26 protein-coding genes are annotated in these 23,573 nt (G+C 40.4%); 25 read left to right on the top strand and 1 reads right to left on the bottom strand.

What is annotated here, in order from left to right; all coding sequences use genetic code 11:
• Positions 1–86: 86 nt before the first annotated feature.
• From ndk to PaeCFBP13512_RS00415, 20 genes are all read left to right on the top strand, one after another.
• A complete protein-coding gene (gene ndk / locus PaeCFBP13512_RS00510) occupies positions 87–530 on the top strand; it encodes a nucleoside-diphosphate kinase (protein ID WP_069327917.1) in 444 nt (147 codons plus the stop codon).
• A 51-nt stretch (positions 531–581) separates the two neighbouring features.
• Complete coding sequence (locus tag PaeCFBP13512_RS00505) at positions 582–1,385, top strand: CheR family methyltransferase (protein ID WP_069327918.1); 804 nt, start codon at positions 582–584, stop codon at positions 1,383–1,385.
• A 313-nt stretch (positions 1,386–1,698) separates the two neighbouring features.
• A complete protein-coding gene (aroC, locus tag PaeCFBP13512_RS00500) occupies positions 1,699–2,868 on the top strand; it encodes a chorismate synthase (RefSeq protein WP_069327919.1) in 1,170 nt (389 codons plus the stop codon).
• An 8-nt stretch (positions 2,869–2,876) separates the two neighbouring features.
• Positions 2,877–3,971, top strand: coding sequence for a 3-dehydroquinate synthase (gene aroB, locus PaeCFBP13512_RS00495; RefSeq protein WP_137220855.1), 1,095 nt, complete (start codon positions 2,877–2,879; stop codon positions 3,969–3,971).
• Between the two features lie 3 nt (positions 3,972–3,974).
• Positions 3,975–4,346, top strand: a complete 372-nt coding sequence (gene aroH, locus PaeCFBP13512_RS00490; RefSeq protein WP_137220632.1) for a chorismate mutase — start codon at positions 3,975–3,977, stop codon at positions 4,344–4,346.
• Positions 4,347–4,969: 623 nt separating this feature from the next.
• Positions 4,970–6,526, top strand: coding sequence for an anthranilate synthase component I (gene trpE, locus PaeCFBP13512_RS00485; protein ID WP_069327921.1), 1,557 nt, complete (start codon positions 4,970–4,972; stop codon positions 6,524–6,526).
• A gap of 54 nt (positions 6,527–6,580) precedes the next feature.
• Positions 6,581–7,621 (top strand): anthranilate phosphoribosyltransferase, encoded by a 1,041-nt coding sequence (gene trpD / locus PaeCFBP13512_RS00480; protein ID WP_069327922.1) that lies wholly within the window; start codon positions 6,581–6,583, stop codon positions 7,619–7,621.
• Positions 7,611–8,426 (top strand): indole-3-glycerol phosphate synthase TrpC, encoded by an 816-nt coding sequence (gene trpC, locus PaeCFBP13512_RS00475; RefSeq protein WP_137220631.1) that lies wholly within the window; start codon positions 7,611–7,613, stop codon positions 8,424–8,426. Before trpD ends, trpC begins: the two co-directional genes overlap by 11 nt.
• Entirely contained in the window at positions 8,419–9,090 is a 672-nt protein-coding gene (locus PaeCFBP13512_RS00470) for a phosphoribosylanthranilate isomerase (protein WP_137220630.1), read from the top strand. Before trpC ends, PaeCFBP13512_RS00470 begins: the two co-directional genes overlap by 8 nt.
• Positions 9,090–10,283: a tryptophan synthase subunit beta gene (gene trpB / locus PaeCFBP13512_RS00465; protein WP_069327925.1), complete on the top strand. Its 1,194-nt coding sequence runs from the start codon at positions 9,090–9,092 to the stop codon at positions 10,281–10,283. Before PaeCFBP13512_RS00470 ends, trpB begins: the two co-directional genes overlap by 1 nt.
• On the top strand, positions 10,280–11,107 hold the full coding sequence (gene trpA, locus PaeCFBP13512_RS00460) for a tryptophan synthase subunit alpha (RefSeq protein WP_083243511.1): 828 nt from the start codon (positions 10,280–10,282) through the stop codon (positions 11,105–11,107). Before trpB ends, trpA begins: the two co-directional genes overlap by 4 nt.
• 78 nt (positions 11,108–11,185) lie before the next feature.
• Entirely contained in the window at positions 11,186–12,283 is a 1,098-nt protein-coding gene (gene hisC, locus PaeCFBP13512_RS00455; RefSeq protein WP_137220629.1) for a histidinol-phosphate transaminase, read from the top strand.
• 114 nt (positions 12,284–12,397) lie between these two features.
• Entirely contained in the window at positions 12,398–13,495 is a 1,098-nt protein-coding gene (locus PaeCFBP13512_RS00450) for a prephenate dehydrogenase (RefSeq protein WP_069327927.1), read from the top strand.
• Between the two features lie 404 nt (positions 13,496–13,899).
• Entirely contained in the window at positions 13,900–14,349 is a 450-nt protein-coding gene (locus tag PaeCFBP13512_RS00445) for an ASCH domain-containing protein (RefSeq protein WP_137220628.1), read from the top strand.
• A 537-nt stretch (positions 14,350–14,886) separates the two neighbouring features.
• A complete protein-coding gene (locus PaeCFBP13512_RS00440) occupies positions 14,887–15,486 on the top strand; it encodes an RNA polymerase sigma factor (protein WP_069327929.1) in 600 nt (199 codons plus the stop codon).
• Positions 15,483–16,109, top strand: a complete 627-nt coding sequence (locus PaeCFBP13512_RS00435) for an anti-sigma factor family protein (protein ID WP_069327930.1) — start codon at positions 15,483–15,485, stop codon at positions 16,107–16,109. The genes PaeCFBP13512_RS00440 and PaeCFBP13512_RS00435 overlap by 4 nt, the downstream gene beginning before the upstream one ends.
• Positions 16,110–16,271: 162 nt before the next feature.
• Positions 16,272–16,853, top strand: a complete 582-nt coding sequence (locus tag PaeCFBP13512_RS00430; RefSeq protein ID WP_069327931.1) for a histidine phosphatase family protein — start codon at positions 16,272–16,274, stop codon at positions 16,851–16,853.
• A gap of 97 nt (positions 16,854–16,950) precedes the next feature.
• Entirely contained in the window at positions 16,951–17,457 is a 507-nt protein-coding gene (locus PaeCFBP13512_RS00425; protein ID WP_137220627.1) for a gamma carbonic anhydrase family protein, read from the top strand.
• Positions 17,458–17,481: 24 nt separating this feature from the next.
• Positions 17,482–17,721 carry an IDEAL domain-containing protein gene (locus tag PaeCFBP13512_RS00420; RefSeq protein ID WP_069327933.1) on the top strand — a complete coding sequence of 80 codons (240 nt, stop codon included), beginning with the start codon at positions 17,482–17,484 and terminating at the stop codon, positions 17,719–17,721.
• A 298-nt stretch (positions 17,722–18,019) separates the two neighbouring features.
• Positions 18,020–18,658, top strand: coding sequence for a DUF1405 domain-containing protein (locus PaeCFBP13512_RS00415; protein WP_137220626.1), 639 nt, complete (start codon positions 18,020–18,022; stop codon positions 18,656–18,658).
• A gap of 208 nt (positions 18,659–18,866) precedes the next feature.
• On the opposite strand, the gene PaeCFBP13512_RS00410 is transcribed toward PaeCFBP13512_RS00415, so the two are convergent.
• Complete coding sequence (locus PaeCFBP13512_RS00410) at positions 18,867–19,739, bottom strand: YitT family protein (protein ID WP_069327935.1); 873 nt, start codon at positions 19,737–19,739, stop codon at positions 18,867–18,869.
• Between the two features lie 210 nt (positions 19,740–19,949).
• On the opposite strand from PaeCFBP13512_RS00410, the gene PaeCFBP13512_RS00405 reads away from it, so the two are divergent.
• The 5 genes from PaeCFBP13512_RS00405 (at position 19,950) to bshA (ending at position 23,567) form a co-directional block, all read left to right on the top strand.
• The gene (locus PaeCFBP13512_RS00405) at positions 19,950–20,297 is read left to right on the top strand and encodes a nucleotide pyrophosphohydrolase (protein ID WP_069327936.1); all 348 of its coding nucleotides are present in this window, start codon (positions 19,950–19,952) and stop codon (positions 20,295–20,297) included.
• Positions 20,298–20,333: 36 nt separating this feature from the next.
• Positions 20,334–21,137 (top strand): 4-hydroxy-tetrahydrodipicolinate reductase, encoded by an 804-nt coding sequence (dapB, locus tag PaeCFBP13512_RS00400; protein ID WP_137220625.1) that lies wholly within the window; start codon positions 20,334–20,336, stop codon positions 21,135–21,137.
• 23 nt (positions 21,138–21,160) lie between these two features.
• A complete protein-coding gene (locus tag PaeCFBP13512_RS00395) occupies positions 21,161–21,580 on the top strand; it encodes a methylglyoxal synthase (RefSeq protein WP_069327938.1) in 420 nt (139 codons plus the stop codon).
• Positions 21,580–22,281: a bacillithiol biosynthesis deacetylase BshB1 gene (bshB1, locus tag PaeCFBP13512_RS00390; RefSeq protein WP_137220624.1), complete on the top strand. Its 702-nt coding sequence runs from the start codon at positions 21,580–21,582 to the stop codon at positions 22,279–22,281. Before PaeCFBP13512_RS00395 ends, bshB1 begins: the two co-directional genes overlap by 1 nt.
• Before the next feature lie 125 nt (positions 22,282–22,406).
• Entirely contained in the window at positions 22,407–23,567 is a 1,161-nt protein-coding gene (bshA, locus tag PaeCFBP13512_RS00385) for an N-acetyl-alpha-D-glucosaminyl L-malate synthase BshA (protein WP_069327940.1), read from the top strand.
• The last annotated feature ends 6 nt before the right edge of the window (positions 23,568–23,573 follow it).

Here is a 23,573-nt window from a genome sequence, read left to right as displayed (position 1 = left end):
ATGGTTTCTGTTAGAATACACAGGTGGGCATAATTACCAATCGTGTCCAATGCAGATCACATTGTAGATAATGGGAGAGTGAACCAATGGAACGCACATTTTTGATGATTAAACCTGATGGTGTGCAGCGGGGGTTAATAGGACGCATTGTCAGTCGTTTGGAGGACAAAGGCTTTAAGCTGGTAGGTGGCAAATTCGTAACCGCAACAGAGGAACAGGCAAAACGTCATTATGCTGAGCACGAAGGCAAAGCATTCTATGATAATTTGATTAGCTTTATTACTTCAGGTCCGGTATTCGCTATGGTCTGGGAAGGTGATGATATCATCACAATCTCTCGTATGGTTATCGGCAAAACCAAAGTAACTGAAGCACAACCTGGAACGATTCGTGGTGACTTTGCTAATCATACTCCACTCAATCTGATTCACGGTTCCGATTCAGTTGAAAGTGCTGAACGGGAGATTGCTAATTTTTTTGACGAGAACGAACTAAGCGTTTACGACAAAAATATTTCAGCATGGATCTAAACATACCCTCGCATGGACTGCACTTATAATGATGATCAAGGAAGTGATCCCATGCTTATTAATGATACTATTCATTCAGATTCGGATTATGTAGGTTTTATAAAAAAAGTAAAAGATAATACTGGAATCGATTTGTCTCAATACAAAGAAGCTCAAATGAAGCGTCGTCTGACCACATTACGTACCAAAAATGGTTTTTCTACATTTAGCGCTTTTTTCGATGCGATGTTAAAAGATAAAACGTTATTTTATGAATTTTTGGATCGTATGACGATCAACGTATCTGAATTTTGGCGTAACCCGAACCGTTGGGAAGTATTGCGTGATTCCATTTTACCGCAATTGCAAAAAAACAACGGTAAAAACTTGAAAGTATGGAGCGCAGCATGTTCTACAGGTGAAGAGCCATATACATTGTCTATGATCCTTGCTGACAAAAATCTGTTGTCCAGTACAACTTTACATGCTACGGATATTGATGATGGCGCATTGGAAAAAGCTAAAAAAGGAATGTATCTAGAACGTTCGCTTAAAGATGTTCCTGCTGATGTAGCCAAACGTCATTTTACAGCAGATGGTCATATGTTCCATATTAGTGACTCGCTGAAAAAAGCGGTTAATTTCCGTAAAGGTAATCTACTGACCGATACGTTTGAAACAGGATACGATCTAATCGTATGTCGCAATGTTATGATTTATTTTACAGAAGAAGCCAAAAACATGCTGTATCATAAATTCGCTAACAGTCTGCGTCCTGGTGGAGTATTATTTGTAGGCAGTACGGAGCAGATTTTCTCTCCGGCACAATATGGGTTTGAGACATCAGAAACATTCTTCTATTACAAAAAAGGCTAATTATTGCCTAGACTGCAATAGAAAAAGTGCACATGATTGAGGCTAGTACTACGCGATACTTATCTATGTATAGAGTGATCTGTTATGTTCTACATGCAGAAAAACGATACAATAACTTTAAATAAAAACACGCTGCTTGTATCGTCGATGACGAAAAGGTAGCGTGTTTTTTATGATACACAGGGAGAAAGAACACTTTAAATCAATGTTTTGCGCTTTCTTGTCAAACCGCTAGATGCTGTACTATAATAAGCAAAGATAATTACGGATTTTAGCAATGCACAGTTTAACAGTTTAAAGGGGGAACGCAACAATGAGTTTACGTTATTTAACAGCAGGGGAGACACATGGTCCCCAATTGACTGCGATTATTGAAGGATTACCAAGCCAGCTTGAGCTGGATTTTGAAGCATTGAATTTCCAACTAGCACGTCGTCAGAAAGGGTATGGACGAGGTCGCCGGATGCAAATTGAAAAAGATACAGCTGATATCGTAGGCGGTGTACGTCATGGATACACAACAGGAGCGCCTGTAGCTCTAGTTGTAGCGAACAATGATTGGAAACACTGGACAAAGATTATGAATATTGAGCCGATGGAAGGTACAGATGAAGAAAAACGTCGTGTACACCGTCCACGTCCAGGTCATGCGGATCTGAATGGCGGCCTTAAATATAATCATAAAGATTTGCGTAACGTATTAGAGCGCTCCAGTGCGCGTGAAACTGCTATTCGTGTAGCTTGTGGAGCAGTAGCACGTCAGTTCCTTGAAGCATTCGGAATCAAAGTAGCTGGACAAGTCATTCGTATTGGTGAAATTGTAGCTCCACCTCACAATCTTCCACTGGATGAGCTGGTTGCTCAGACAGAAGAATCTTCTGTGCGTGTAGTGGATAAAGAAACCGAGCAAAAAATGGAAGCTTATATTGAGCAAATCAAAAAAGAAGGCGACTCGATCGGTGGTGTGGTTGAATGTATTATCGAGGGCGTGCCTGTAGGTTTGGGAAGTTTTGTTCAATATGATCGCAAGCTCGATGCACGTATCGCTCAAGCTGTAATGTCGATCAATGCTTTTAAAGGCGTAGAGATTGGCATAGGCTTTGAAGCAGGTGAACTTCGTGGCTCACAAGTGCATGATGAGATTTTATATAATGAAGAGCGTGGATATCACCGTGCAAGCAATCGTTTAGGCGGATTTGAAGGCGGAATGACAAATGGTATGCCTATCGTGGTTCGTGGTGTCATGAAACCTATTCCTACTTTGTACAAACCGCTACAAAGTGTAGATATCGATACCAAAGAAGCATTTACAGCTCAAGTCGAGCGGTCAGATGCTTGTGCTGTACCTGCCGCTAGTGTTGTACTTGAAAGTGTTGTTGCTTGGGAAGTAGCCAAGGCTTTCCTTGAGAAATTTGGTGGCGATTCGATGGATGAGATTCGTAATAATCTTAAAAATTATTTAGCTCAAGTGGAGCAATACTAATGTCTGCGGTGAGAACCGTTGATGTCCAACTTGGCGAACGCTCTTATCCGATTTATATTGGAGAAGATTTGTTACAAAAGGCAGGAACGTATTTAGACAATCATCGCATTTCCAAGCAAAGCCCGGTACTGATCGTCACCGATGAACATGTGGCTGATCCTTATCTTGCTATCGTGGAGCAGTCTTTGACTGCTTCTGGATTTACAGTTGTGACAGCGATTGTAGGTGCAGGTGAACAATCCAAATCGATGTCTGTATTTGAAGAAGTGATGACCAAAGCCATTCAAGGCGGTCTGGATCGGAAATCGACTGTAATTGCACTCGGTGGCGGCGTAGTGGGCGATCTAGCTGGGTTTGTAGCTGGTTCATATATGCGCGGGATTCGTTTTATCCAAATGCCTACTAGTGTACTTGCTCATGATAGTAGTGTGGGTGGTAAAGTAGCGATTAATCATCGTCTAGCGAAAAATATGATTGGTGTTTTTCATCAGCCGGAGTTCGTATTATATGATCTGACAACACTTCAAACATTACCCAAACGTGAAGTTTATGCTGGACTTGCAGAGATGGTGAAGCATGGTTTAATCTGGGATAAAGAATTTGCTTACTGGTGTCTGGAACACGCTGACGAACTGAAATCAGTCGATATGACAGCGATGGGTTATGGTCTGGAAAAAGGCTGTTCTATCAAAGCGATCGTGGTTTCTCGTGATGAGCGTGAGAACGACTTGCGAGCTATTCTTAATTTGGGACATACGATAGGGCATGCCATCGAAGCTGTAGCAGGATATGGCGAGATTATTCACGGTGAAGCGATCTCTATCGGTATGGTTGGTTCTGCGCTTATCGGTGAACAATTAGGTGGAGAACCGGGTCTTGTTGATACCACCCGTCATATGTTGACAGCTCTTGGATTACCTACAGTATTGCCTCAGCGTTTAGATGTCGATCAGATTATGGAAGCAATGATGCATGATAAGAAATTCCAAGAAGGATCAATGACATTTGTGGTTCCCAAATCAATCGGTGTTGTGGAAATCGATCACAACGTAGATTATGATCTGGTACGCCGGGTTGTTGAGCAATTAAAGGAAGAGGTGTAAACGATGTACAATCGAGGAATTCGTGGGGCTACTACAGTGATCAATAACGACAAAAAGGAAATATTGGATGAAACCGTAGTATTGCTGAAGGAGATTGTAGACCGTAATCAATTTGAACCTGAAGATATCAGCTGTATCTGGATTACGATGACCCCTGATCTGGATGCTATTTTTCCAGCACTCGCTATTCGTGAGATGGAAGGTTGGAATATGGTTCCTTTAATGTGTGCGGTAGAAGCAGCGGTACAGAACAGCTTACCTCAATGTATCCGGTTAATGATTCAAGTGAATACGACGAAATCACAACAAGAAATCAGACATGTGTATTTAAACGAAGCCAAGCGGTTACGTCCTGATTTGGCACTTTCAGAATAGGGATAAGATGTAAGGGTTGCGTTAGACGTTTCTTTTGCTGTATAGTAGTCGTTAAGATAAATAGTAAGAGCCGTGTAATGAGCTGAGATGCAAGTTAGAGGTAGAGAAGAGTATAGATGAGAATGAAACGTAAGCCTTGTCGGCGGGCAGAGCGGATTGATCCATAGGTGTGAAGACACTGTATGTTATTCAATTCGGATCGTGTGCCAGCAGGAAGACAACAGCGAAGACGTTTCAAGCAGTATAACGTAGTATAGCTAGAAATAGAATTATAGAAAGAACTGTATGGTGAGATAGTCATCATCGATTGGATTATTATTGTATTCATTATTTATAGATAACGAGAGGTACAAGAGTGTATCGCTGTTATGCTAAATAAGCAATAAGAGATTCATAGATGCTAACTTGATCGCTAACAGATTATAAGTCAGCCGTATACATAGATATGTTATACGATTGCTACTTTCTTTATACTATTTGTAGTGTAATACTTCGGGTCTGCCAGAATCTGAGGTAGTCGATTCTGACATTTGTACATTTTGTACGTCTATTGTAGCCTTCATGCGTCAACACGCGTGAAGGCTTTTTTAGTACCCAAAATACAAATCTGAGGAGCGACTTCTATGATTCAACCCAATATCGAACAAGTGATTGCAACATCGAAAGAATATAATTTGATTCCTATTGTCAAACGTTTGCTAGGAGATATGGAGACACCGATTCGGATTTTTCAACGTTATGCTGATCATAAGCGCGCATTTCTGTTGGAAAGCGTAGAGGGCGGTAGCAAATGGGCGCGATATTCATTTATTGGTAGTGATCCATTTTTATTGATCTCCGGGAAAAAGGGCAGAATCAAGCTTGAAATCAATGGTCAGGAAGCTGAATTAGCAGGTAAGCCGATTGAACAACTCAAAACATTATTACAGCGTTATCGCAGTCCCAAAGTAGAAGGCTTACCTCCATTTACAGGTGGAGCTATTGGTTTCTTCGGTTACGATCTACAGCAATATTATGAAAAATTACCTGCTCATCGCATAGATGACATGCAGATGGATGATATTCAGTTTATGTTTTGTGATCAGATTGTCGTCTTTGATCATGTGAAGCAACATATTTTGCTAGTTGGTAATGTACATGTACCGGATAACGCAACAGAACAACAGATTCGTGAAGCGTATATCAAAGCTAGTCGTAAGCTAGAAGCAACAGAAGATTTGTTGAAAACACAACCTTCTATAAGCACGATGGGACGTAGCCCGGTATCGGAAGATGTAGAAATGGGCGAAATTCAATCCAATATGACCAAAGAAGAATATATAGATGGTGTGCATCGTGCCAAAGAATATATTCGTGCCGGTGACATTTTTCAAGTGGTGTTGTCACAACGTTTTCATATCGAGACTGAAGTTTCACCACTTGAAGTGTATCGGGTGTTACGTACGATGAACCCCTCGCCTTATATGTATTATTTGAAAATGGATGATGAGATTATCGTTGGGACATCACCAGAAGCGCTTGTCAAAGTAGCGGGTGATCGCTTAGAGACTCGACCGATAGCAGGCACACGTCCTCGCGGTAAAACAGAAGCGGAAGATCAAGCTTTGGCTGAAGAATTGCTTCAAGATGAAAAAGAACGTGCAGAGCATCTTATGCTTGTCGATCTAGGACGTAATGATCTAGGACGTGTCTCTGAATTCGGAAGCGTCAAAACAGATACGTTTATGGAAATTGAACGTTATTCGCATGTAATGCATATTGTGTCTGGGGTATCAGGTACACTGCATAAAGATAAAGACTTTTTCGATGCTTTCTTATCTTGTCTACCCGCAGGAACCGTATCAGGTGCACCTAAGTTAAGAGCGATGGAGATTATCGCTGAGATCGAAAATGAAGCACGTGGTGCGTATGCGGGTGCTATCGGATATCTTGGATTCTCTGGCAATATGGATGCTTGTATCACGATTCGGACGATTATTTTCAAAAATGGTAAAGCTTATGTGCAAGCCGGAGCAGGCATTGTATGGGACTCGGTTCCAGAAAAAGAATATGAAGAGACGGTGAATAAAGCAAAAGGGATGCTGAAGTCGATTCGTGTAGCTGAAGCGATGTTTTTACCTAAACCACAAGATCATGATTCTGAAATTAATCAAGATTATATGTACGGATATGATCGTTAAATAGCATTAAACCCATAGGTATAGAAAGATAAAAGAGTTAAAGGAGAGACAGAGATGGTTGGGAATGAACTGATGCAACAAGCGATAGCTACAATTATAGAAGGCAAGCACTTAACACGAGAGCAATCCAATCAAGTGATGCATGTGATTATGAGCGGTATTGCGACACCTTCACAGATTGGAGGGTTACTGACAGCCCTTCGTATTAAAGGAGAAACGGTCGAAGAAATCACAGGTTTGGCTGAAGCAATGCGTACAAATGGTGGGAGTGTGCCGGTACTATCCGATGGATTATTAGATACATGTGGAACAGGCGGTTCCGGGATTCACAAATTTAATATTTCAACTGTATCAGCGATTATTGCTTCTTCGATCGGTGTAAGGGTAGCGAAGCATGGTAACCGCTCTGCTTCAGGTAAAGCTGGAAGTGCAGACGTATTAGAAGCTTTGGGTGTGAATATTAGTCTTAATCCAGATCAAGCAGCTAAATGTCTAGAAGATATCGGCATCTGCTTTATGTTTGCACAGGTTTTTCATCCATCGATGAAGCATGCCGCAGCGACTCGTCGTGAATTAGGCGTACGAACGGTATTTAATATGTTAGGGCCTTTAACCAATCCAGCAGGAGCAGATCGTCAATTGATTGGACTGTATGATATTACAAAAATCGAGACCGTAGCACATACACTTCATTTATTAGGGCTAAAACGTGCACTGGTTGTGGCAAGTCTGGATGGTCTGGATGAGATCAGTATATCTGCACCTACAAGAGTTGCTGAGTTAAAAGATGGACACGTACACACATATGAGATCAGTCCTAGCGATTTTGGATTACCGACTCATCCGATTGAACATACATTAGGCGGAGACGCCATGGAAAATGCAGATATTATTCGTAGTGTGCTTCGTGGAGAAGAAAGTGCTTATCGAGATGTAGTCGTAGCGAATAGCGCAGCTTGTATTTACCTTTCAGGGCAAGCAGAGACATTGGCTCAAGGAGCGATTATAGCAGCACAAGCGATAGATTCAGGTGCTGCTGCTCATAAGTTACAACAATTAATAGACACAACGGAGGGATTAAGTTATGTATCTTGATCGTATTGTAGTGACCAAACAGCAGGAAGTAGAACTATTGAAAAAAACATTTTCGGTAGAACAAGCCAAAGAACAGATTAAAGCATTGCCTGCAACTAAAGGTTTTCGCAAAGCTTTAATTCAGCATCCTCATCATTCAATGGGCTTGATTGCAGAAGTGAAAAAAGCTTCACCGTCTAAAGGTTTGATTCGTCCTGATTTTGATCCTGTTCAGATTGCTCAAGCGTATGAAGATGCAGGAGCTGATTGTATTTCTGTATTAACTGATGTTGACTATTTTCAAGGAAGTAAAGAGTATCTAACTGCGATTCATCAAGCGGTAAAGCTTCCGTTATTGCGTAAAGATTTTATTATTGATGAAGTACAGATTTACGAAGCACGCTTAATCGGTGCAGATGCTATTTTACTTATCGCGGCTATTTTGACACCTGAACAATTGCAATCCTATTTCGATCTAGCATTATCAATCGGGTTGGATGTGTTGATTGAAGTGCATGATCATGAAGAATTGGCAACCGTCCTGCAAATAAAAGGGGCTGCTGAACATGGATTGATTGGTGTAAACAATCGCAATCTCAAAACATTCGAAACTTCACTGGCGACAACGGTTGAACTGATTAATCTTGTTCCTGAACATGTTCCTTTGATCAGTGAAAGTGGTATTTCTGGTGTGGACGATATGGTCTATTTATCGGGTGCAGGAGCTAAAGGAGTATTGGTAGGCGAATACTTTATGCGTAAAGACGATATTCGTGACGCTGTAAAAACACTTATGGAACCTACCAAAAAACAAAATCATGACTGAAAAAAAATACGTAAAAATTTGTGGACTTCAAAGCGTTGAAGTGCTAAAATCTATGATACAATTACCGATTGATTACATCGGTTTCGTTTTTGCTACAAGTAAGCGTCAGGTGAATTCTGAACAAGCCTCTATTCTGATTCAAACGCTTCAGGAATGGGAAGATTACCCTGCTCCTCAAAGTGTTGGCGTGTTCGTTAATCCAACACTGGAACAACTTAACCAGATTGTTGAGATCGCTCCACTTGATGTGATTCAGCTTCATGGTCAAGAAAGCCCTGAGTTATGCAGACAGATCAAGGAACAATTGCATAAGCAGGTATTCAAAGTGATCTCACTCACACAGACAGACCAACCACAACCGGTAGAACAACAACTTTTACCTTACAAAGGCGTAGTCGATGCCTTTTTATTAGATACGTATGACCCTCTATATGGAGGAGGCTCAGGTAAGACATTTGCTTGGGATCAGATACAACCGTATCACCAGTGGACAGCGCAACAAGGGATTCCATTGCTTGTAGCTGGAGGATTAACACCGGAGAATATATCTTCTCTATTGGACAACCATTTGCTTGAAGGCGTTGATGTATCGAGCGGCGTGGAAACGGATGGTATCAAAGACATCATGAAAATAACAACATTTGTAGAAAGGGTGAAGGCATAATGACTACATTACCAGATGCAAAAGGACGTTTCGGCGATTTCGGAGGAAGATATGTGCCTGAGACTCTTATGAATGCACTTATCGAATTGGAGCAGTCTTATTATCAATATGCAGAAGATGAAGAATTTCAGACTGAGCTGAAATATTTGCTCAAAGAATATTCAGGTCGGGAAACGCCTCTTTATTATGCACAACGCTTAAGTGAAGAATTGGGCGGGCCTAAAATCTATCTCAAACGTGAAGATTTAAATCATACAGGTGCACATAAAATCAATAATGCGCTTGCTCAAGGGTTGCTTGCGAAGCGTACCGGTAAAAAGAAAGTTATTGCTGAAACGGGTGCAGGGCAACATGGTGTAGCGACAGCGACGGTAGCCGCATTATTTGGACTTGAGTGTAAAGTATTTATGGGTGAAGAAGATATTCGCCGTCAGCAATTGAATGTATTTCGGATGAAGTTATTGGGAGCAGAAGTGGTTCCTGTGACTTCAGGTACGATGACACTTAAAGATGCAGGAAATGAAGCATTACGCTACTGGGTAAGTAATGTCGAAGATACGTTTTATATTCTAGGCTCAGCGGTAGGCCCTCATCCATATCCAATGATGGTACGTAATTTCCAACGTATTATTGGAGATGAGACACGCCGTCAGATACTTGAACTTGAAAATCGCTTACCAGATACAGTTGTAGCTTGTATCGGTGGCGGTAGTAATGCAATCGGTATGTTCTATCCATTTATTGAAGATACTGAGGTTAATTTGATCGGTGTAGAAGCAGCAGGACGTGGGATTGATACGCCTTTGCATGCGGCAACGATGAGTCTGGGAACCAAAGGTGTCTTTCAAGGTTCTATGAGTTATTTACTACAAGATGAATATGGACAAGTACAGCCTGCACATTCGATTTCAGCTGGTCTGGATTATCCGGGTGTAGGTCCTGAACATTCGTATCTTAAAGATATCAAGCGTGTTCAGTACGTGCCTGTAACAGATGCAGAAGCGCTAGACGCTCTAAAATTATTGTGTCGTACCGAAGGTATTATTCCTGCACTCGAGTCTTCACATGCAATTGCCCATGTGGTTAAAATGGCGAAAGATATGAATAGTGATCAGTTGCTAGTGATCTGCCTTTCCGGTCGTGGCGATAAAGATGTAGAGTCAATTATGCAGTATGAGGAGGGCGTACAATGAGTATGACTGATCAAAGTCAGAACCGTATGGATGCTACATTTGCTAGACTCAAAGAAGAAGGCAAAACAGCATTGATTCCCTTTCTCACTGTAGGCGATCCTGATCCGCAGACAACGATCGATATTATTGTAGAATTGGAAGCAGCAGGTGCCGATATTTTGGAATTAGGCGTTCCTTATTCTGATCCACTGGCAGATGGCCCTGTCATCCAGCGTGCTTCTCAGCGTGCGCTTACCCATCATGTAACGATCAACACTTGCCTCGAAGTTGCTGACGGAGCACGTCAACGCGGGGTAGAAATGCCGTTTATTTTGTTTACGTATTATAATCCGATTTTGCAATTTGGACTGGAACGCTTTTTTGAGACGATGCAAGCTCATGGCATTAGTGGCATGATTATTCCAGATCTACCAGTTGAAGAATCCGGTGAAATGAGAGAGCGTTCCAAAGCCGCAGGTGTTAGCTTAATTCCGCTAGTGGCTCCTACATCACATGATCGAATTGCAGCCATTTTAGACGGTGCACAAGGATTCGTCTATTGTGTATCTTCACTTGGAGTGACAGGAGAACGAGCTTCTTTTCATAATAACGTAGAGCAATTTATCCGTGATGTGAAAAGCAATACCGATCTTCCCGTTGCTGTTGGGTTCGGTATTTCTAGTAGTGAGCAAGTGAGAGAATTTTCAAAATTCTGTGATGGTGTTGTTGTAGGTAGTGCGATTGTACGCCAGATCGAATCACAAATACCTCTTCTAACTAATCCAGAACGCAAAATCGAAGGATTATTGCAAATTCGCAAATTTGTGGCAGAATTAAAAGAATAACAATAGTCATTACTATATCCAATAAAGATGGAGCCCTATATTAGTGGCTCCACCTTTTACATGAAGGAGTCAAAAACCATGAAGCCAAAATCTCGTATTGTCAATATCCCTGTATACCAACCAGGTAAGCCTTTAGAAGAAGTAAAGCGTGAATTAGGTCTAAGTGAAGTCATTAAGTTAGCTTCGAATGAAAATCCATACGGTTCTGCTCCATCTGTTCAGGCTGCGATTGCTCAAGAATTAACGCAACTACATATCTATCCTGATGGTGGAGCTGTAGAGCTAACTGCACAATTAGGCGCACATCTAGGTGTTCAGTCGGATCAGATTATTTTCGGTTGTGGATCAGATGAGATTATTGCATTGATCACACGTGCTTTTTTAGAGCCTGGCGACGAGACGATTATGGCAGATCAGACATTTTCAGTCTATAAAAGTAATGCCGATATCGAAGGAGCACTTGTGCATGAAGTGCCTTTAAAAGACGGCGTACATGATCTTGAAGGTATGATGGCACAGGTGAATGGTCGTACCAAAATCATCTGGGTATGTAATCCTAACAATCCAACAGGTACGATTGTATCTCACGAAGAATTAATTGGCTTTTTGGAACAAGTGCCTAGTAGCGTAATGGTGGTATTGGACGAAGCATACTATGAGTATGTGACCGATGCGGCTTACCCACAAAGTCTTAAATTGCTTGAAAAATATACAAATCTAGTGATCTTACGTACATTCTCCAAAATCTATGGTCTAGCTGCACTCCGAATTGGTTATGGTGTAGGACATGCCGATGTTATTAAATTGATCAATCAAGTGCGTGAGCCGTTCAATACTTCACGTATTGGTCAAGCAGCTGCACGTCAAGCTTTGGCAGATCAAGATTTCGTACAAGAATGTCATAATAAAAATAAAGAAGGTATCGAGTATCTAACGGCTGAATTTGACCGTCTAGGACTTCATTACTTCCCATCACAGACGAACTTTATTATGGTCGATGTGAAGCATCAAGCATTAGAATTGTTCCAATCGATGCTTCGTCGTGGAGTCATTGTACGTGCAGGGCATCAGAAATATCCAACGTATATTCGTGTTACGGTTGGAACAGCACGTGAAAATGAAATCTTTATTCGTGCATTAGAAGAGTCGATGCAAGAACAATCAACAACTGTTTAATTTCGTAAGCAAGTGCGTTCGTATCAGGATCGATGCAAGCAGAAAAGATCTAGCTAAGCATGGTCCTGATATGAACCATACTTGATATCAGATAAAGAATGAGTGGGATATGTGATGACAACTAAAATTGCAATTTTCGGTGTAGGGCTGATTGGTGGCTCGCTTGCACTATGTTTTAAAGGCAAGCCTGATCTATATGTAACGGGCTACACGCACCTCCCTGAATTAATACATACGTATCAAGAACGGGAAGTTGTTGACCATGCTACACTTTCGATAGAAGAGGCGGCGTTAGATGCCGACTTTATTTTTTTATGTGTGCCTGTTAGCTTGATTGGTACTTATTTGGACAAGTTAAGTCATTTGCCACTTAAAAAGGGTTGTATTATAACAGATGTAGGCAGTACCAAAGCATCTGTGATTGCTCATGCAGAACAATTGAATTTGGATTCCGTGTATTTTATAGGTGGGCATCCTATGGCAGGTTCAGAACGTGCAGGGGTAGGAGCTGCTTCAGCGCTTTTATTTGAAAATGCATATTACGTACTTACACCTCCAGAAAATGTACCACAGGACGTTGTAGACCGTTTAGGTCATCTTTTGGAACAGACGACAAGAGCACAGATTGTAAAAGTAGAACCGGTTATGCATGATGAAATTGTGGGGGCGATTAGTCATTTACCACATGTCATTGCAGTCGCACTGGTCAATCAAATTCGTCAATACAATCAAGATAATCCATTGTATCGTATGTTAGCCGCAGGTGGATTCCGTGATATTACACGTATCGCTTCCAGTGATCCGATCGTATGGCGAGATATTTTACTGAATAATCGACAGATTATATTGTCTTTGTTGGAAGATTGGAATAGCGGTGTAGCTGACTTTATTGAATTATTGAATCAACAAGACTCTCGTGGGATTGAAGAACAATTTGAAAAAGCAGGCGCTTTCCGTGATCAATTGCCTGAACGTCGTAAAGGTATGATTGCTTCGCTTTATGATCTTTATCTAGAAGTACCCGATCATCCAGGGATTATTGGTAAAATCACAACTGAAATTGGTAATCAAGGCATTAACATTAGCAATGTTCAGATTGTGGAGAGTCGAGAAGATGTACCGGGTGTAATGCGGTTATCCTTTAGACAAGAACATGATATGGAAAAAGCGAAGATTATGCTACAAGATCAGCAATATAGTGTATTTGTATAAAATAGAATCATAAGTATTAGATAAGATATAAAGTTAGAATAATTGAAGTAAACATTAAGGAAACCAGTCTACATCTACAATTTACTGTACCGTAAACTGGCTTCCAAAAATGGATTTTTAAATTATTTATAGAAAAATATGAAAAAATTAACTAAGAGTGTTGACAGAATGAAAGCGTATACAGTATACTGAAAGTACAGTATGGTTTCTCTCCACTCCTATCCAATACTAGCTCCCCCTTATTAGGTGGGAACGAACCGCTAACTTATGTTAGCGGTTTCTTTTTGTGTTTTGAGGGAAAATTAGCTATGGTAATATACAATGACTAAGAATAGACACATCGAAAATATATCAATTATAATCATTGTGGATTCCAATGTATCAATGTAACAGGAGGTCAATTCATGAGAGCCATCACAATTAGACAACCATGGGCAACTTTGATTGCACTAGGAGAAAAAAGGTTCGAAACCCGTAGTTGGGCAACCAAGCATCGTGGAGCCATAGCGATTCATGCAGGTAAAGCAGTAGACAAAAAAGCGTGTGCACATCCAGCGATAAAAACGATACTGTCAAAGCACGGATATTCTACACCTAACGATCTTCCAATAGGTGCAGTCATTGCTACAGGAGTGTTAATGGATTGTTGGCAATCTTTTACACAGGAAGATCAAGTGATACTTGAATCAGCAGGTAAAATTAAAAACATTACTGCTTTTGAAGAATCCGTAGGAGATTATACCGAAGGACGATATGCTTGGGAATTAGATCAAATGAACATACTACGAAAGCCTATTCCAGCTAGAGGATACTTAAGTCTTTGGAATTGGGAAGAAAGTATAGAAGGGAACTAAAGCAATATAAGTATAATAAGTGTGAATTGAACATATACCCCTTGCTAAATAACTTCATCAGATATACAGGTCTAACCGATAACTATCTATAGTCAAAAGGAGACACTACATAAAGAAGCATAAAAGTAGCCAAATTGAAGGTATTTAGTACCTGTTAGACGAACCTACTCCAAGCTTCAAATCGATTTTCAAAAATAAATTCGAATTTTTTAAATTTTTTTGCTAAAATCAGCAACCTTTTTGGTACATGCTCCGTCTGATAATTAGATAGGTTATAAAAGGGCATTTTTCTGAGGCTTATTTTAAATCAATAAAGCTCTCTCAATCGTAACAACTGACGATCATTCATCGCTTATTATATTGCAGTTTAGTGACATTCGTAATTTTTATCATTCAAATACATTTCAAACTAGAGAAGTTGTTGTAAAGTTGTGGAAACTTGGTTTTCTACCGCAACTTTTGCCGTTCGTTTCGGTATTACATAGTATACATGGAACGGAAAGATGCGGCGGCAGCAACGAGGAGGGTCGCATTAGAATGACAGATGATTCCCTGTTGATTCAGGAAATTAAAAACGGTGATGTGGAGTTATATTCAGAGCTGATGCGTCGTTATCAGCGCAAAATTTTGGCATTTGTGTATCACATGCTCAAAAACTCCAGTCTCGAAATGATGGCAGAGGATTTATGTTCAGAGACGTTCTACAAGGCTTATAAAAGCCTTCATTCCTTCCGGGAAGTAGATGCTTCGTTCTCGACATGGTTGTATACAATTGCACGCAATACTGTACTTAGTGAACTGCGCAAACAAAAAAATGGCAGTGTACCGCTTGAAGAAAGTGGTTTTGTTCCATTAGCACCGAATAGTATGGTGCCTGAGCAAGCTGCATTGCGTAATGAACGTGTACAAATGGTACGTGAAGCAATTGATCTGTTACCTGAAAAGCAAAGATCTGCATTGATCCTCCGCGAATATGATCAGATGGATTATCAGGAAATCGCTGAAATCCTTTCTCAGAGCGTAAGCTCCGTCAAGTCTCTTTTGTTCCGGGCAAGAGCGAGTGTGAAAATTCGGTTAGAACCGTATTTTTATGATTCGGTCTATGATGAGCCTATTGAAGGGATGAAAAGAAAATGAATTGCAGAGAGGCCGAAGAGTTATTCGGGATTTATCACGATCTTCCGAAAAATGATTCGCGCCGCCAGGCACTTGACCGTCATATAGAAGAGTGTCCGGCTTGTGCGGCGGAATTTCAAATATGGCAGGAAAGTTATGATTTAATTCAAGCTCAGGTTGCAGAAGATGAAGCTGCTGAGCTGATGATGAATGCTGAGGCAGAGAAAGTAAACCTTAGCGTCATGGATCGTATTTACGCTGAATCTCCATGGGTATTACAGACCGATCGTAAGCATGGACCTATTTTGCGTTTGTTCCGCCGTCGTTTATCGGCCTGGATTCTCTGCTTGTTTGCTATATTTATATGTAGTTCGTTATATTTAACACTTGATTTTTCAGGCACATTTGATCGAGATGCGGCGCAAGAGCGTGTATCAGGGATTGTACCTACGGCTATTGCCACAAGCGATAGCGCAACAGTAGCTAATTCTTCTCTACATTTTGTAGGCTCTGAACGTGGTCTAATCGATCCTTTGGTCATTCCTATGAACCCAAGCCATCCTCAATACTGGATGATTTTGTCGGTAGTAGGTATGATGCTTGCTTTACTGTCATTACGCTGGCTTGCCAAAGCACGTCATTAATCATTTGCTGATATTCCAAACAGTTCACAATCGTAACCATGAACGGAACATGGGGATTGTGAACTGTTTTTTGTTTGGAATACATGTAAATTGTGTTAGTATAGATTATTGTTTTGTATTTAGAGTGACATGGAATAAAAATAGAAAGTAGGGTAATCACTAATGCGTATAGGCTTAATAAGACATGGACTCACTGATTGGAATGCTTTGGGACGGATTCAAGGACATAGTGATATTCCTTTAAATGATGAAGGCAGACGACAAGCGGGATTATTAGCAGAACGTCTTGTGACTGAACGTGAATCCGTACAATGGGATTTTATCGTAGCAAGTGAATTGTCTCGTGCTCAAGAAACCGCTCAAATTATAGCAGATCGTTTACATATTCCTTTGTTGGAACCGGATCAACGATTGAAAGAGCGTTCTTTTGGACAGGTGGAAGGATTAACATGGCAAGAGCGAGAAGAAAAGTGGGGCGCTGATTGGGAAACATTAGAATTGGGTCAAGAAAAAGTAGAAGATATTCAAGCGCGTGGATTGGAATTTTTGAATCATACGATGGAACAATATCCAGAGCAAAATATTCTCGTTGTCAGTCATGGTGGATTTTTATCACAGTTATTTACATTACTACTAAAAGAAGCTCACACCGAGCGAATTGGCAATCTTTCTTTGACGGTTTTGGAGCGTACAGAGCAGGAGTGGACGACCATTTTATATAACAATATACAGCATTTACAATAACCCTTCTTTAGACGGGTTATTTTTTATTTTATTTTTTTGTATAATTAGTGATGCGCTTACAAATAAATTGGTTAAATGCCATTAAGGAGTTAATCACATGTTATTGCCTTATCATAATCAACTACCGAATATCGATCCCACTGTTTTTGTTGCAGAAGGTGCCAAATTAATTGGTCATGTAACTGCCGGCAAAGACAGCAGTATATGGTTTAATGCTGTACTTCGTGGCGATCTTGCTCCAGTAATCATTGGAGAGCGTTGTAATATTCAAGATTTAGTTGTGGGACATGTACATGAGAAACATCCGTTATGGATTGAAGATGATGTCTCTGTCGGACACTCCGCTATCGTACACGGTTGCCGAATAGGTAAAGGTTCTCTCATTGGAATGGGAGCTATTATTCTGAACGGTGCTGATATTGGAGAGTATGCTTTGATTGGTGCAGGTTCACTCGTCACTGAGAACACAATAATACCACCTTATACTCTTTCTTTAGGTTCACCAGCACGTGTAATACGCGAGCTTACCGAGCACGATTTGGAACGGATGGCACGTACTACACAGAGTTATGTGGACAAAGGAGCAGAGTTCAGGAATCCATGAAATAGCATTATGGAGGTGCGCCCTATGTACAAGATGAAAGTAACCTATGAAGTTATGCTGGGACTAGCGGCTGAAATGGTATGGGATCAAGTACTACGTGAGCATCGGATGAATGAATTACATCTTTTAATTGATCAAGCACTTGCGGAAAGAGATGAAGATTCTTTTCAACGTCTAACCGATGAGTTACGTACTCTTGCTTCTACAGTTGTTGTGGAAGAACCGGTGTTAGAAATCGTTGAACGAAAATCATTATCTTTTTAATCAAAAAGTGTGTAAGATCCTGATCTGTTTGTAAGCGTAGCAAGCAGAACAATAATAATTCGTATGGATGCCGTTGTCGGACATAAGGAAGAAACGGAATTTGATTATAAAAAGTTAGTGTATGCTAACTGTCGGAGTCTGCCTATATCAGGCAGGCTTTTTTGTGTATATGAATCGCAAATAAAACGGTTAGCTCCAGGTATAAGTACTTGCGCCTGATCTCACATCCTATTAAAATGATATAGATTCATGGCTAACCAAGAATACAGCAGAGTGGTACAGATAAAGGGGAATGTTGATGTCGATTTCATTATTGTGGAGTAAAGCACTGTTAACAGATCGTAGAGTGCTCTGGTTACTACTTATCTGTAATGCATTGGGGACAGTGTATGGATACATATGGTATGGATTGCAATTAGAATATACATTAGAGATCAAGCCGACATGGATGATCATTTTTGTACCTGATAGTCCAACCGCAAGCTTATTTTTTACGGTAGCTTTAGCTTTTATTTTATATCCACCCAAGCAAAAAGCATGGATTGTGATTCGGAAATTGTTCGAAGCACTCGCAGTAGTCACTTCTGTAAAATATGGAGTATGGGCAGTGGTAATGATCTTCTGGGGCGTAGCGTTAGGTGATCCATTATACTGGCAAGATTGGATGTTAACCGCTTCTCATTTAACGATGGCAGTCGAATCGTTATTGTTTGTACGCTTTTTCGTTTTTGGCTGGAAATACCTTCTGATCGCTTTGGCATGGACACTGCTAAACGATTATATGGATTACTCGCAACATATTTATCCATGGCTCAGTCCGCTTCTTGTCGACCGATTAGATCAAGTTCGGAATTTTACAGTCATGCTTACTTTCGCGTCTGCTTTGGCAGGAGCTCTAGCATTAAGACAAGCCCGTAAAATACGGTTGTTTGATTAATAGACTTTGTGATATCTGTATACGTCGAAAAAATCTGTACATGAAAGAACACGTTAAAAAGATTCACTAAAACAGTATATTCAACAAAAGAACCACAAACCTTTTTAAAGATTGTGGTTCTTTTGTTTTATAGCGACCATAAGAACAATGATTTTGATGGAGTGGATGATGCAAAAGCGACTACTTCTATGACTTGAATGGTACCAACTCAGCTATCCTCACGAAATCCTTCACCATGCACATCATTCACTTCATTAATAATCATAAAAGCACGCGGATCCACAGAACGAACAATCATTTGCACCCGTCGAATCTCTTGCCTAGATACGACACAATACGCAATTTCTTTGGCGTGTTTAGAATAAGCGCCAATTGCTGGAATTAAAGTAACTCCACGATCCAATTCTTTCATAATAATTTCAGCAATCTCACCGGCATGATCACTAATAATAGTAAACGCTTTACCTGAATACGCACCATCTTGAATAAAGTCGATTAACTTGGAGGCAATATAGACAGTCACTAAGGTGTACAACACTAATTCTTTACTGATAAAAAATAATGAAGATCCAATAATCGCAATATCAATAACTAACATAATCTGACCCATACTCCAACCGAACTTTAAATGAAGAATACGAGCAATAATATCTGAACCACCGGTAGTGCCTCCAAAGCGGAATACAATCCCAAGTCCTGTACCTAATGTTACACCTGCATAAAGTGCAGCTAAAATATAATCATTTTTGGTCTGAAATGTACCGATCCAACCCATTTTGATCATTCGTTCAAATAACCATAAGAAAAAGGTAAGCGAAGCAATCCCTACGCCAGTATAGATCATCTGACGTTTACCTAATAATTTAAGACCAATTAGAAATAAAGGAATATTCAAAATAAGTGTAGACAAGGAGGGCGATATACCAAATGCATAATTCAGCAGTACGGTGATTCCTGTGACTCCACCTTCCATCAAGGTGTTGGGAATAATAAAATAGAGCAAACCAAATGCATACAAGCCGGCTCCGAATATAATCGGAATAATCAATCGAAGTTGATTCCAATATTTGTGCTTTGACATCGCCAATACCTCCGTAAAATAAACTAACCTTTAACAGTATACATTTTTTCGTGCATAATTGCATAAAAGTTATTGCAATGAGTATAGTCACAAATATTGATTTGTGTTCAAAATCGCTTTAGGATAACATTGTAGTAACAATGAACATCGTTAATTTGTTGGAAATACCGGGTACATAAGATTGAAAATGTGTAATGGAGGCTATAATTAATGACAGAGAAATCTTTAGCAGAAATGCAGCGCGAAGTTGATGCGTATATTTCACAATTCAAAGAAGGTTATTTTTCTCCACTCGCTATGTTAGCACGCATGTCTGAAGAAGTGGGCGAGTTGGCACGTGAAGTCAATCATTCTTTTGGCGAAAAACCGAAAAAAAATGATGAAGATGATAATTCTATCGAATTGGAACTGGGTGATATTTTATTTATTACGATGTGCTTTGCCAATTCATTAGGAATTGATCTTACACAAGCACATAATCAAGTAATGCATAAATTTAACACACGCGATAAAGATCGCTGGACACGTATAGACGAAAGTAGCACTGAAGAACAATAATATCAATCAAGCATTTTAAAGTAAAAGGAGTCTGTTATGACAACATTGATCAAAGTAATCGTCGCCGGAGCTGGCGGGCGTATGGGTAAAGAAGTCTTGAAATTAGTACTAGGTGACAAACAATTAGAATTAGCGGCAGCAATCGGTCGCTCTGATGCGGGCAAAGACGCAGGCGAATTAGTAGGTCTGCCTACAGCACATATCCAAGTCGTTGCTGATCTCAAGCAAGCATTAGCAGACTATCCAGCAGATGTATTAGTAGACTTTACGACACCTGAATATGCATATGAGCATGCTTCATTAGCCATCGAAGCAGGTGTGCGTCCAGTGATGGGTACAACAGGATATACAACCGAGCAAATTCAGGAATTAGATCAGAAATGTCAGGCAGCTGGTCTAGGTGGATTGATTGCACCGAACTTTTCGATCGGAGCTATTTTAATGATGCGTTTTGCAACACAAGCCGCCAAACATTTTCCGAATCTAGAGATTATTGAATATCACGGCGATCAGAAATTAGATGCGCCTTCAGGCACAGCTGTCAAAACAGCAGAAATGATCTCAGAAGTTCGTGAATCGATGAAACAAGGTAACCCGAATGAGAAAGAAAATATAAAAGGTGCTCGTGGTGGAGAATATGACGGATTCCGTATCCATAGTGTTCGTTTGCCAGGTGTATTTGCACAACAAGAAGTGATTTTTGGCGGTGCTGGAGAATTACTCAAAATCCGCAATGATTCGTATGAGCGTTCTAGCTACATGCCAGGTGTAAAGCTAGGGGTTCAAAAAGTAATGGAATACAGCGGTATGATCTATGGATTTGAGCGTTTTATCGATTAATTTGAAGAGTAGGGGAGATTTCGATGTTTAATATCGCTTTTATTGCCCATGACCGTAAAAAAGATGAGATGGTCAACTTTGTGATTGCTTATGAAAATGTTTTTGATGGACATCAATTATATTCTACAGGTACCACAGGAATGCGTATTATGGAACATACCCAGTTGAAAATTCATCGTTATTTATCAGGTCCACTAGGTGGAGATCAACAGATCGGTGCTATGGTTGCGCAAAATGATATGGATTTGATTATCTTTTTACGTGATCCATTGATGGCACAGCCGCATGAACCGGATATCAGTGCTTTGCTTCGTATCTGTGATGTACAAGGGATTCCTGTAGCTACCAATATTGCAACCGCTGAGATTCTGGTTAAAGCGTTAGATCGTGGCGATTTTGCATGGCGTGAGCTTGTTCATAAATACAAGCCGGAGGCACTGTAATGAGTCAGTCTGTTGATATTCTTGTATTTGGTGCGCATGCAGATGATGCAGAGATTGGCATGGCGGGTACGATCGCTAAGCATGCCGCGGCAGGTCTAAAAGTAGGCATTTGCGATTTGACTGAAGCAGAGATGTCTTCGAATGGGAATGTGGAGTTGCGTAAGCAAGAAGCAGAAGCCGCAAGTAAAGTATTGGGATTAGCTTATCGTAGTAATTTGGGATTACCTGATCGCCGTTTGGCACGTTCTACAGAGCAATTAGATGCGATTACTGCTGAGATTCGTAAGCTATCTCCCAAAATTGTATTTGCTCCGTATTGGATCGATCGTCATCCCGATCATATGATCTGTAGTCAACTGGTAGAAGAAGCTGTATTTAATGCGAAGTTGCGTCGTTATATGCCAGAACTTCCTCCAGTAACTGTGCAGCAGACCTATTATTATTTTATCAATGATCCTGCGCCTACCGATCTGCTTGTAGATGTTACTGATGTATATGAGCAGAAAGAACAAGCTTTACTTTGTTATCGTTCTCAATTTGGCGGATTAGGTGCAGATATCGATATGGTTGAGACACCGCTAACACAAGGGTATGTCGAACGAGTACGTTATCGGGATAGCTTAGCAGGTCAACGCAGTCAGATTAAATTTGCTGAAGGATTTGTAACGAAGACTCCTTTTGTCGTTGATCTTTTTCGCTAAAATCTCTTTTTTTTGCTAACACAATTATAAAGAGTATGTATATAATATAAAGTAATGAACTTACCTGATATAAAACGTAGAGCTTACATCATGATAAATGAGGTAAGTGAAAGGAGACAGCCCTTATGGACACGATGCTCAAAATCGGCATCACATGTTATCCGTCGCTGGGCGGCTCCGGCGTCGTGGCAACAGAATTAGGCAAATTACTTGCTGAAAAAGGGCATCAAGTGCATTTTATTTCGCACAGTGTTCCTTTTCGATTAGGAACATTTCACAAAAATATTTTTTATCATGAAGTTGAAGTGAATGATTATTACGTGTTTAAATATCCGCCGTATGATCTAACATTGGCTAACAAAATGGCTCAAGTCGCTAAAATGCAACAGCTGGATGTTCTGCATGTGCATTATGCTGTGCCTCATGCAGTATGTGCTTTTCTAGCGAAGCAAATGGTTGGCGATCATCTGAAAGTCGTTACGACTTTGCATGGAACAGATATCACAGTGCTCGCACAAGATGAATCTTTGAAAGATTTGATTCGATTAGCGATCAACGAAAGTGATGCTGTAACAGCTGTATCGAAAGACTTGATTCGTGAGACGCACGAATTGTTAGATATTACACGCAATATTGATTTGACGTACAATTTTGTAGACAAACGAATGTATTATCCACGAGATACGACTGAATTGCATAAAGATTATGCTTTTGGTGATGATCGTGTACTGATGCATGTATCGAATTTTCGCCCGGTCAAACGTGTTAGCGATGTGGTAGAGATTTTTGCCAAAGTCAATGAGAAGATACCTTCCCGATTGTTACTTGTAGGTGAAGGGCCTGATCTGCCTAAAATTCAATTTCAGATTCAAGAATTGGGCTTAACCGATCGTGTGATGTTTCTCGGTAAGCAAGATGATATCCCGCAAGTGATCTCGTTAGCTGATATTTTGTTACTGCCTTCGGAAAAAGAAAGCTTTGGCTTGGTAGCGTTAGAAGCTATGGCATGCGGTGTACCCACTGTAGGTTCACAAGCAGGCGGTATTCCTGAATTGATTATTCACGGAGAAACGGGTTATCTTGCGCCGATTGGGGATACAGACAAAATGGCAGAACATGCCATAGAATTATTAACCAACCATCAGTTGATGCAGACGATGATCAAAAATTGTCTGGATCGTTCGCAACGTGAATTTAGCAACGAACGCATGATGGCTGAATATGAACAAATTTACTACCGGGTACTTGGACGTGAATTGTCTCAGCCTTCTCCGGTATGTGGTTGAGGGGAT

Source organism: Paenibacillus sp. CFBP13512 (genome assembly GCF_005233705.1).
GTDB classification, from domain to species: domain Bacteria; phylum Bacillota; class Bacilli; order Paenibacillales; family Paenibacillaceae; genus Saccharibacillus; species Saccharibacillus nuruki.
Note: the sequence above shows the minus strand (reverse complement) of the source record. Positions and strands in the feature narration are given on the sequence as shown.

Coding starts and splice junctions, on each gene's coding strand:
- ndk (WP_069327917.1), top strand. CDS start 87: ATGGAACGCACATTTTTGATGATTAAACCTGATGGTGTGCAGCGGGGG.
- PaeCFBP13512_RS00505 (WP_069327918.1), top strand. CDS start 582: ATGCTTATTAATGATACTATTCATTCAGATTCGGATTATGTAGGTTTT.
- aroC (WP_069327919.1), top strand. CDS start 1,699: ATGAGTTTACGTTATTTAACAGCAGGGGAGACACATGGTCCCCAATTG.
- aroH (WP_137220632.1), top strand. CDS start 3,975: ATGTACAATCGAGGAATTCGTGGGGCTACTACAGTGATCAATAACGAC.
- trpE (WP_069327921.1), top strand. CDS start 4,970: ATGATTCAACCCAATATCGAACAAGTGATTGCAACATCGAAAGAATAT.
- trpD (WP_069327922.1), top strand. CDS start 6,581: ATGGTTGGGAATGAACTGATGCAACAAGCGATAGCTACAATTATAGAA.
- trpC (WP_137220631.1), top strand. CDS start 7,611: ATGTATCTTGATCGTATTGTAGTGACCAAACAGCAGGAAGTAGAACTA.
- PaeCFBP13512_RS00470 (WP_137220630.1), top strand. CDS start 8,419: ATGACTGAAAAAAAATACGTAAAAATTTGTGGACTTCAAAGCGTTGAA.
- trpB (WP_069327925.1), top strand. CDS start 9,090: ATGACTACATTACCAGATGCAAAAGGACGTTTCGGCGATTTCGGAGGA.
- trpA (WP_083243511.1), top strand. CDS start 10,280: ATGAGTATGACTGATCAAAGTCAGAACCGTATGGATGCTACATTTGCT.
- hisC (WP_137220629.1), top strand. CDS start 11,186: ATGAAGCCAAAATCTCGTATTGTCAATATCCCTGTATACCAACCAGGT.
- PaeCFBP13512_RS00450 (WP_069327927.1), top strand. CDS start 12,398: ATGACAACTAAAATTGCAATTTTCGGTGTAGGGCTGATTGGTGGCTCG.
- PaeCFBP13512_RS00445 (WP_137220628.1), top strand. CDS start 13,900: ATGAGAGCCATCACAATTAGACAACCATGGGCAACTTTGATTGCACTA.
- PaeCFBP13512_RS00440 (WP_069327929.1), top strand. CDS start 14,887: ATGACAGATGATTCCCTGTTGATTCAGGAAATTAAAAACGGTGATGTG.
- PaeCFBP13512_RS00435 (WP_069327930.1), top strand. CDS start 15,483: ATGAATTGCAGAGAGGCCGAAGAGTTATTCGGGATTTATCACGATCTT.
- PaeCFBP13512_RS00430 (WP_069327931.1), top strand. CDS start 16,272: ATGCGTATAGGCTTAATAAGACATGGACTCACTGATTGGAATGCTTTG.
- PaeCFBP13512_RS00425 (WP_137220627.1), top strand. CDS start 16,951: ATGTTATTGCCTTATCATAATCAACTACCGAATATCGATCCCACTGTT.
- PaeCFBP13512_RS00420 (WP_069327933.1), top strand. CDS start 17,482: ATGTACAAGATGAAAGTAACCTATGAAGTTATGCTGGGACTAGCGGCT.
- PaeCFBP13512_RS00415 (WP_137220626.1), top strand. CDS start 18,020: ATGTCGATTTCATTATTGTGGAGTAAAGCACTGTTAACAGATCGTAGA.
- PaeCFBP13512_RS00410 (WP_069327935.1), bottom strand. CDS start 19,739: ATGTCAAAGCACAAATATTGGAATCAACTTCGATTGATTATTCCGATT.
- PaeCFBP13512_RS00405 (WP_069327936.1), top strand. CDS start 19,950: ATGACAGAGAAATCTTTAGCAGAAATGCAGCGCGAAGTTGATGCGTAT.
- dapB (WP_137220625.1), top strand. CDS start 20,334: ATGACAACATTGATCAAAGTAATCGTCGCCGGAGCTGGCGGGCGTATG.
- PaeCFBP13512_RS00395 (WP_069327938.1), top strand. CDS start 21,161: ATGTTTAATATCGCTTTTATTGCCCATGACCGTAAAAAAGATGAGATG.
- bshB1 (WP_137220624.1), top strand. CDS start 21,580: ATGAGTCAGTCTGTTGATATTCTTGTATTTGGTGCGCATGCAGATGAT.
- bshA (WP_069327940.1), top strand. CDS start 22,407: ATGGACACGATGCTCAAAATCGGCATCACATGTTATCCGTCGCTGGGC.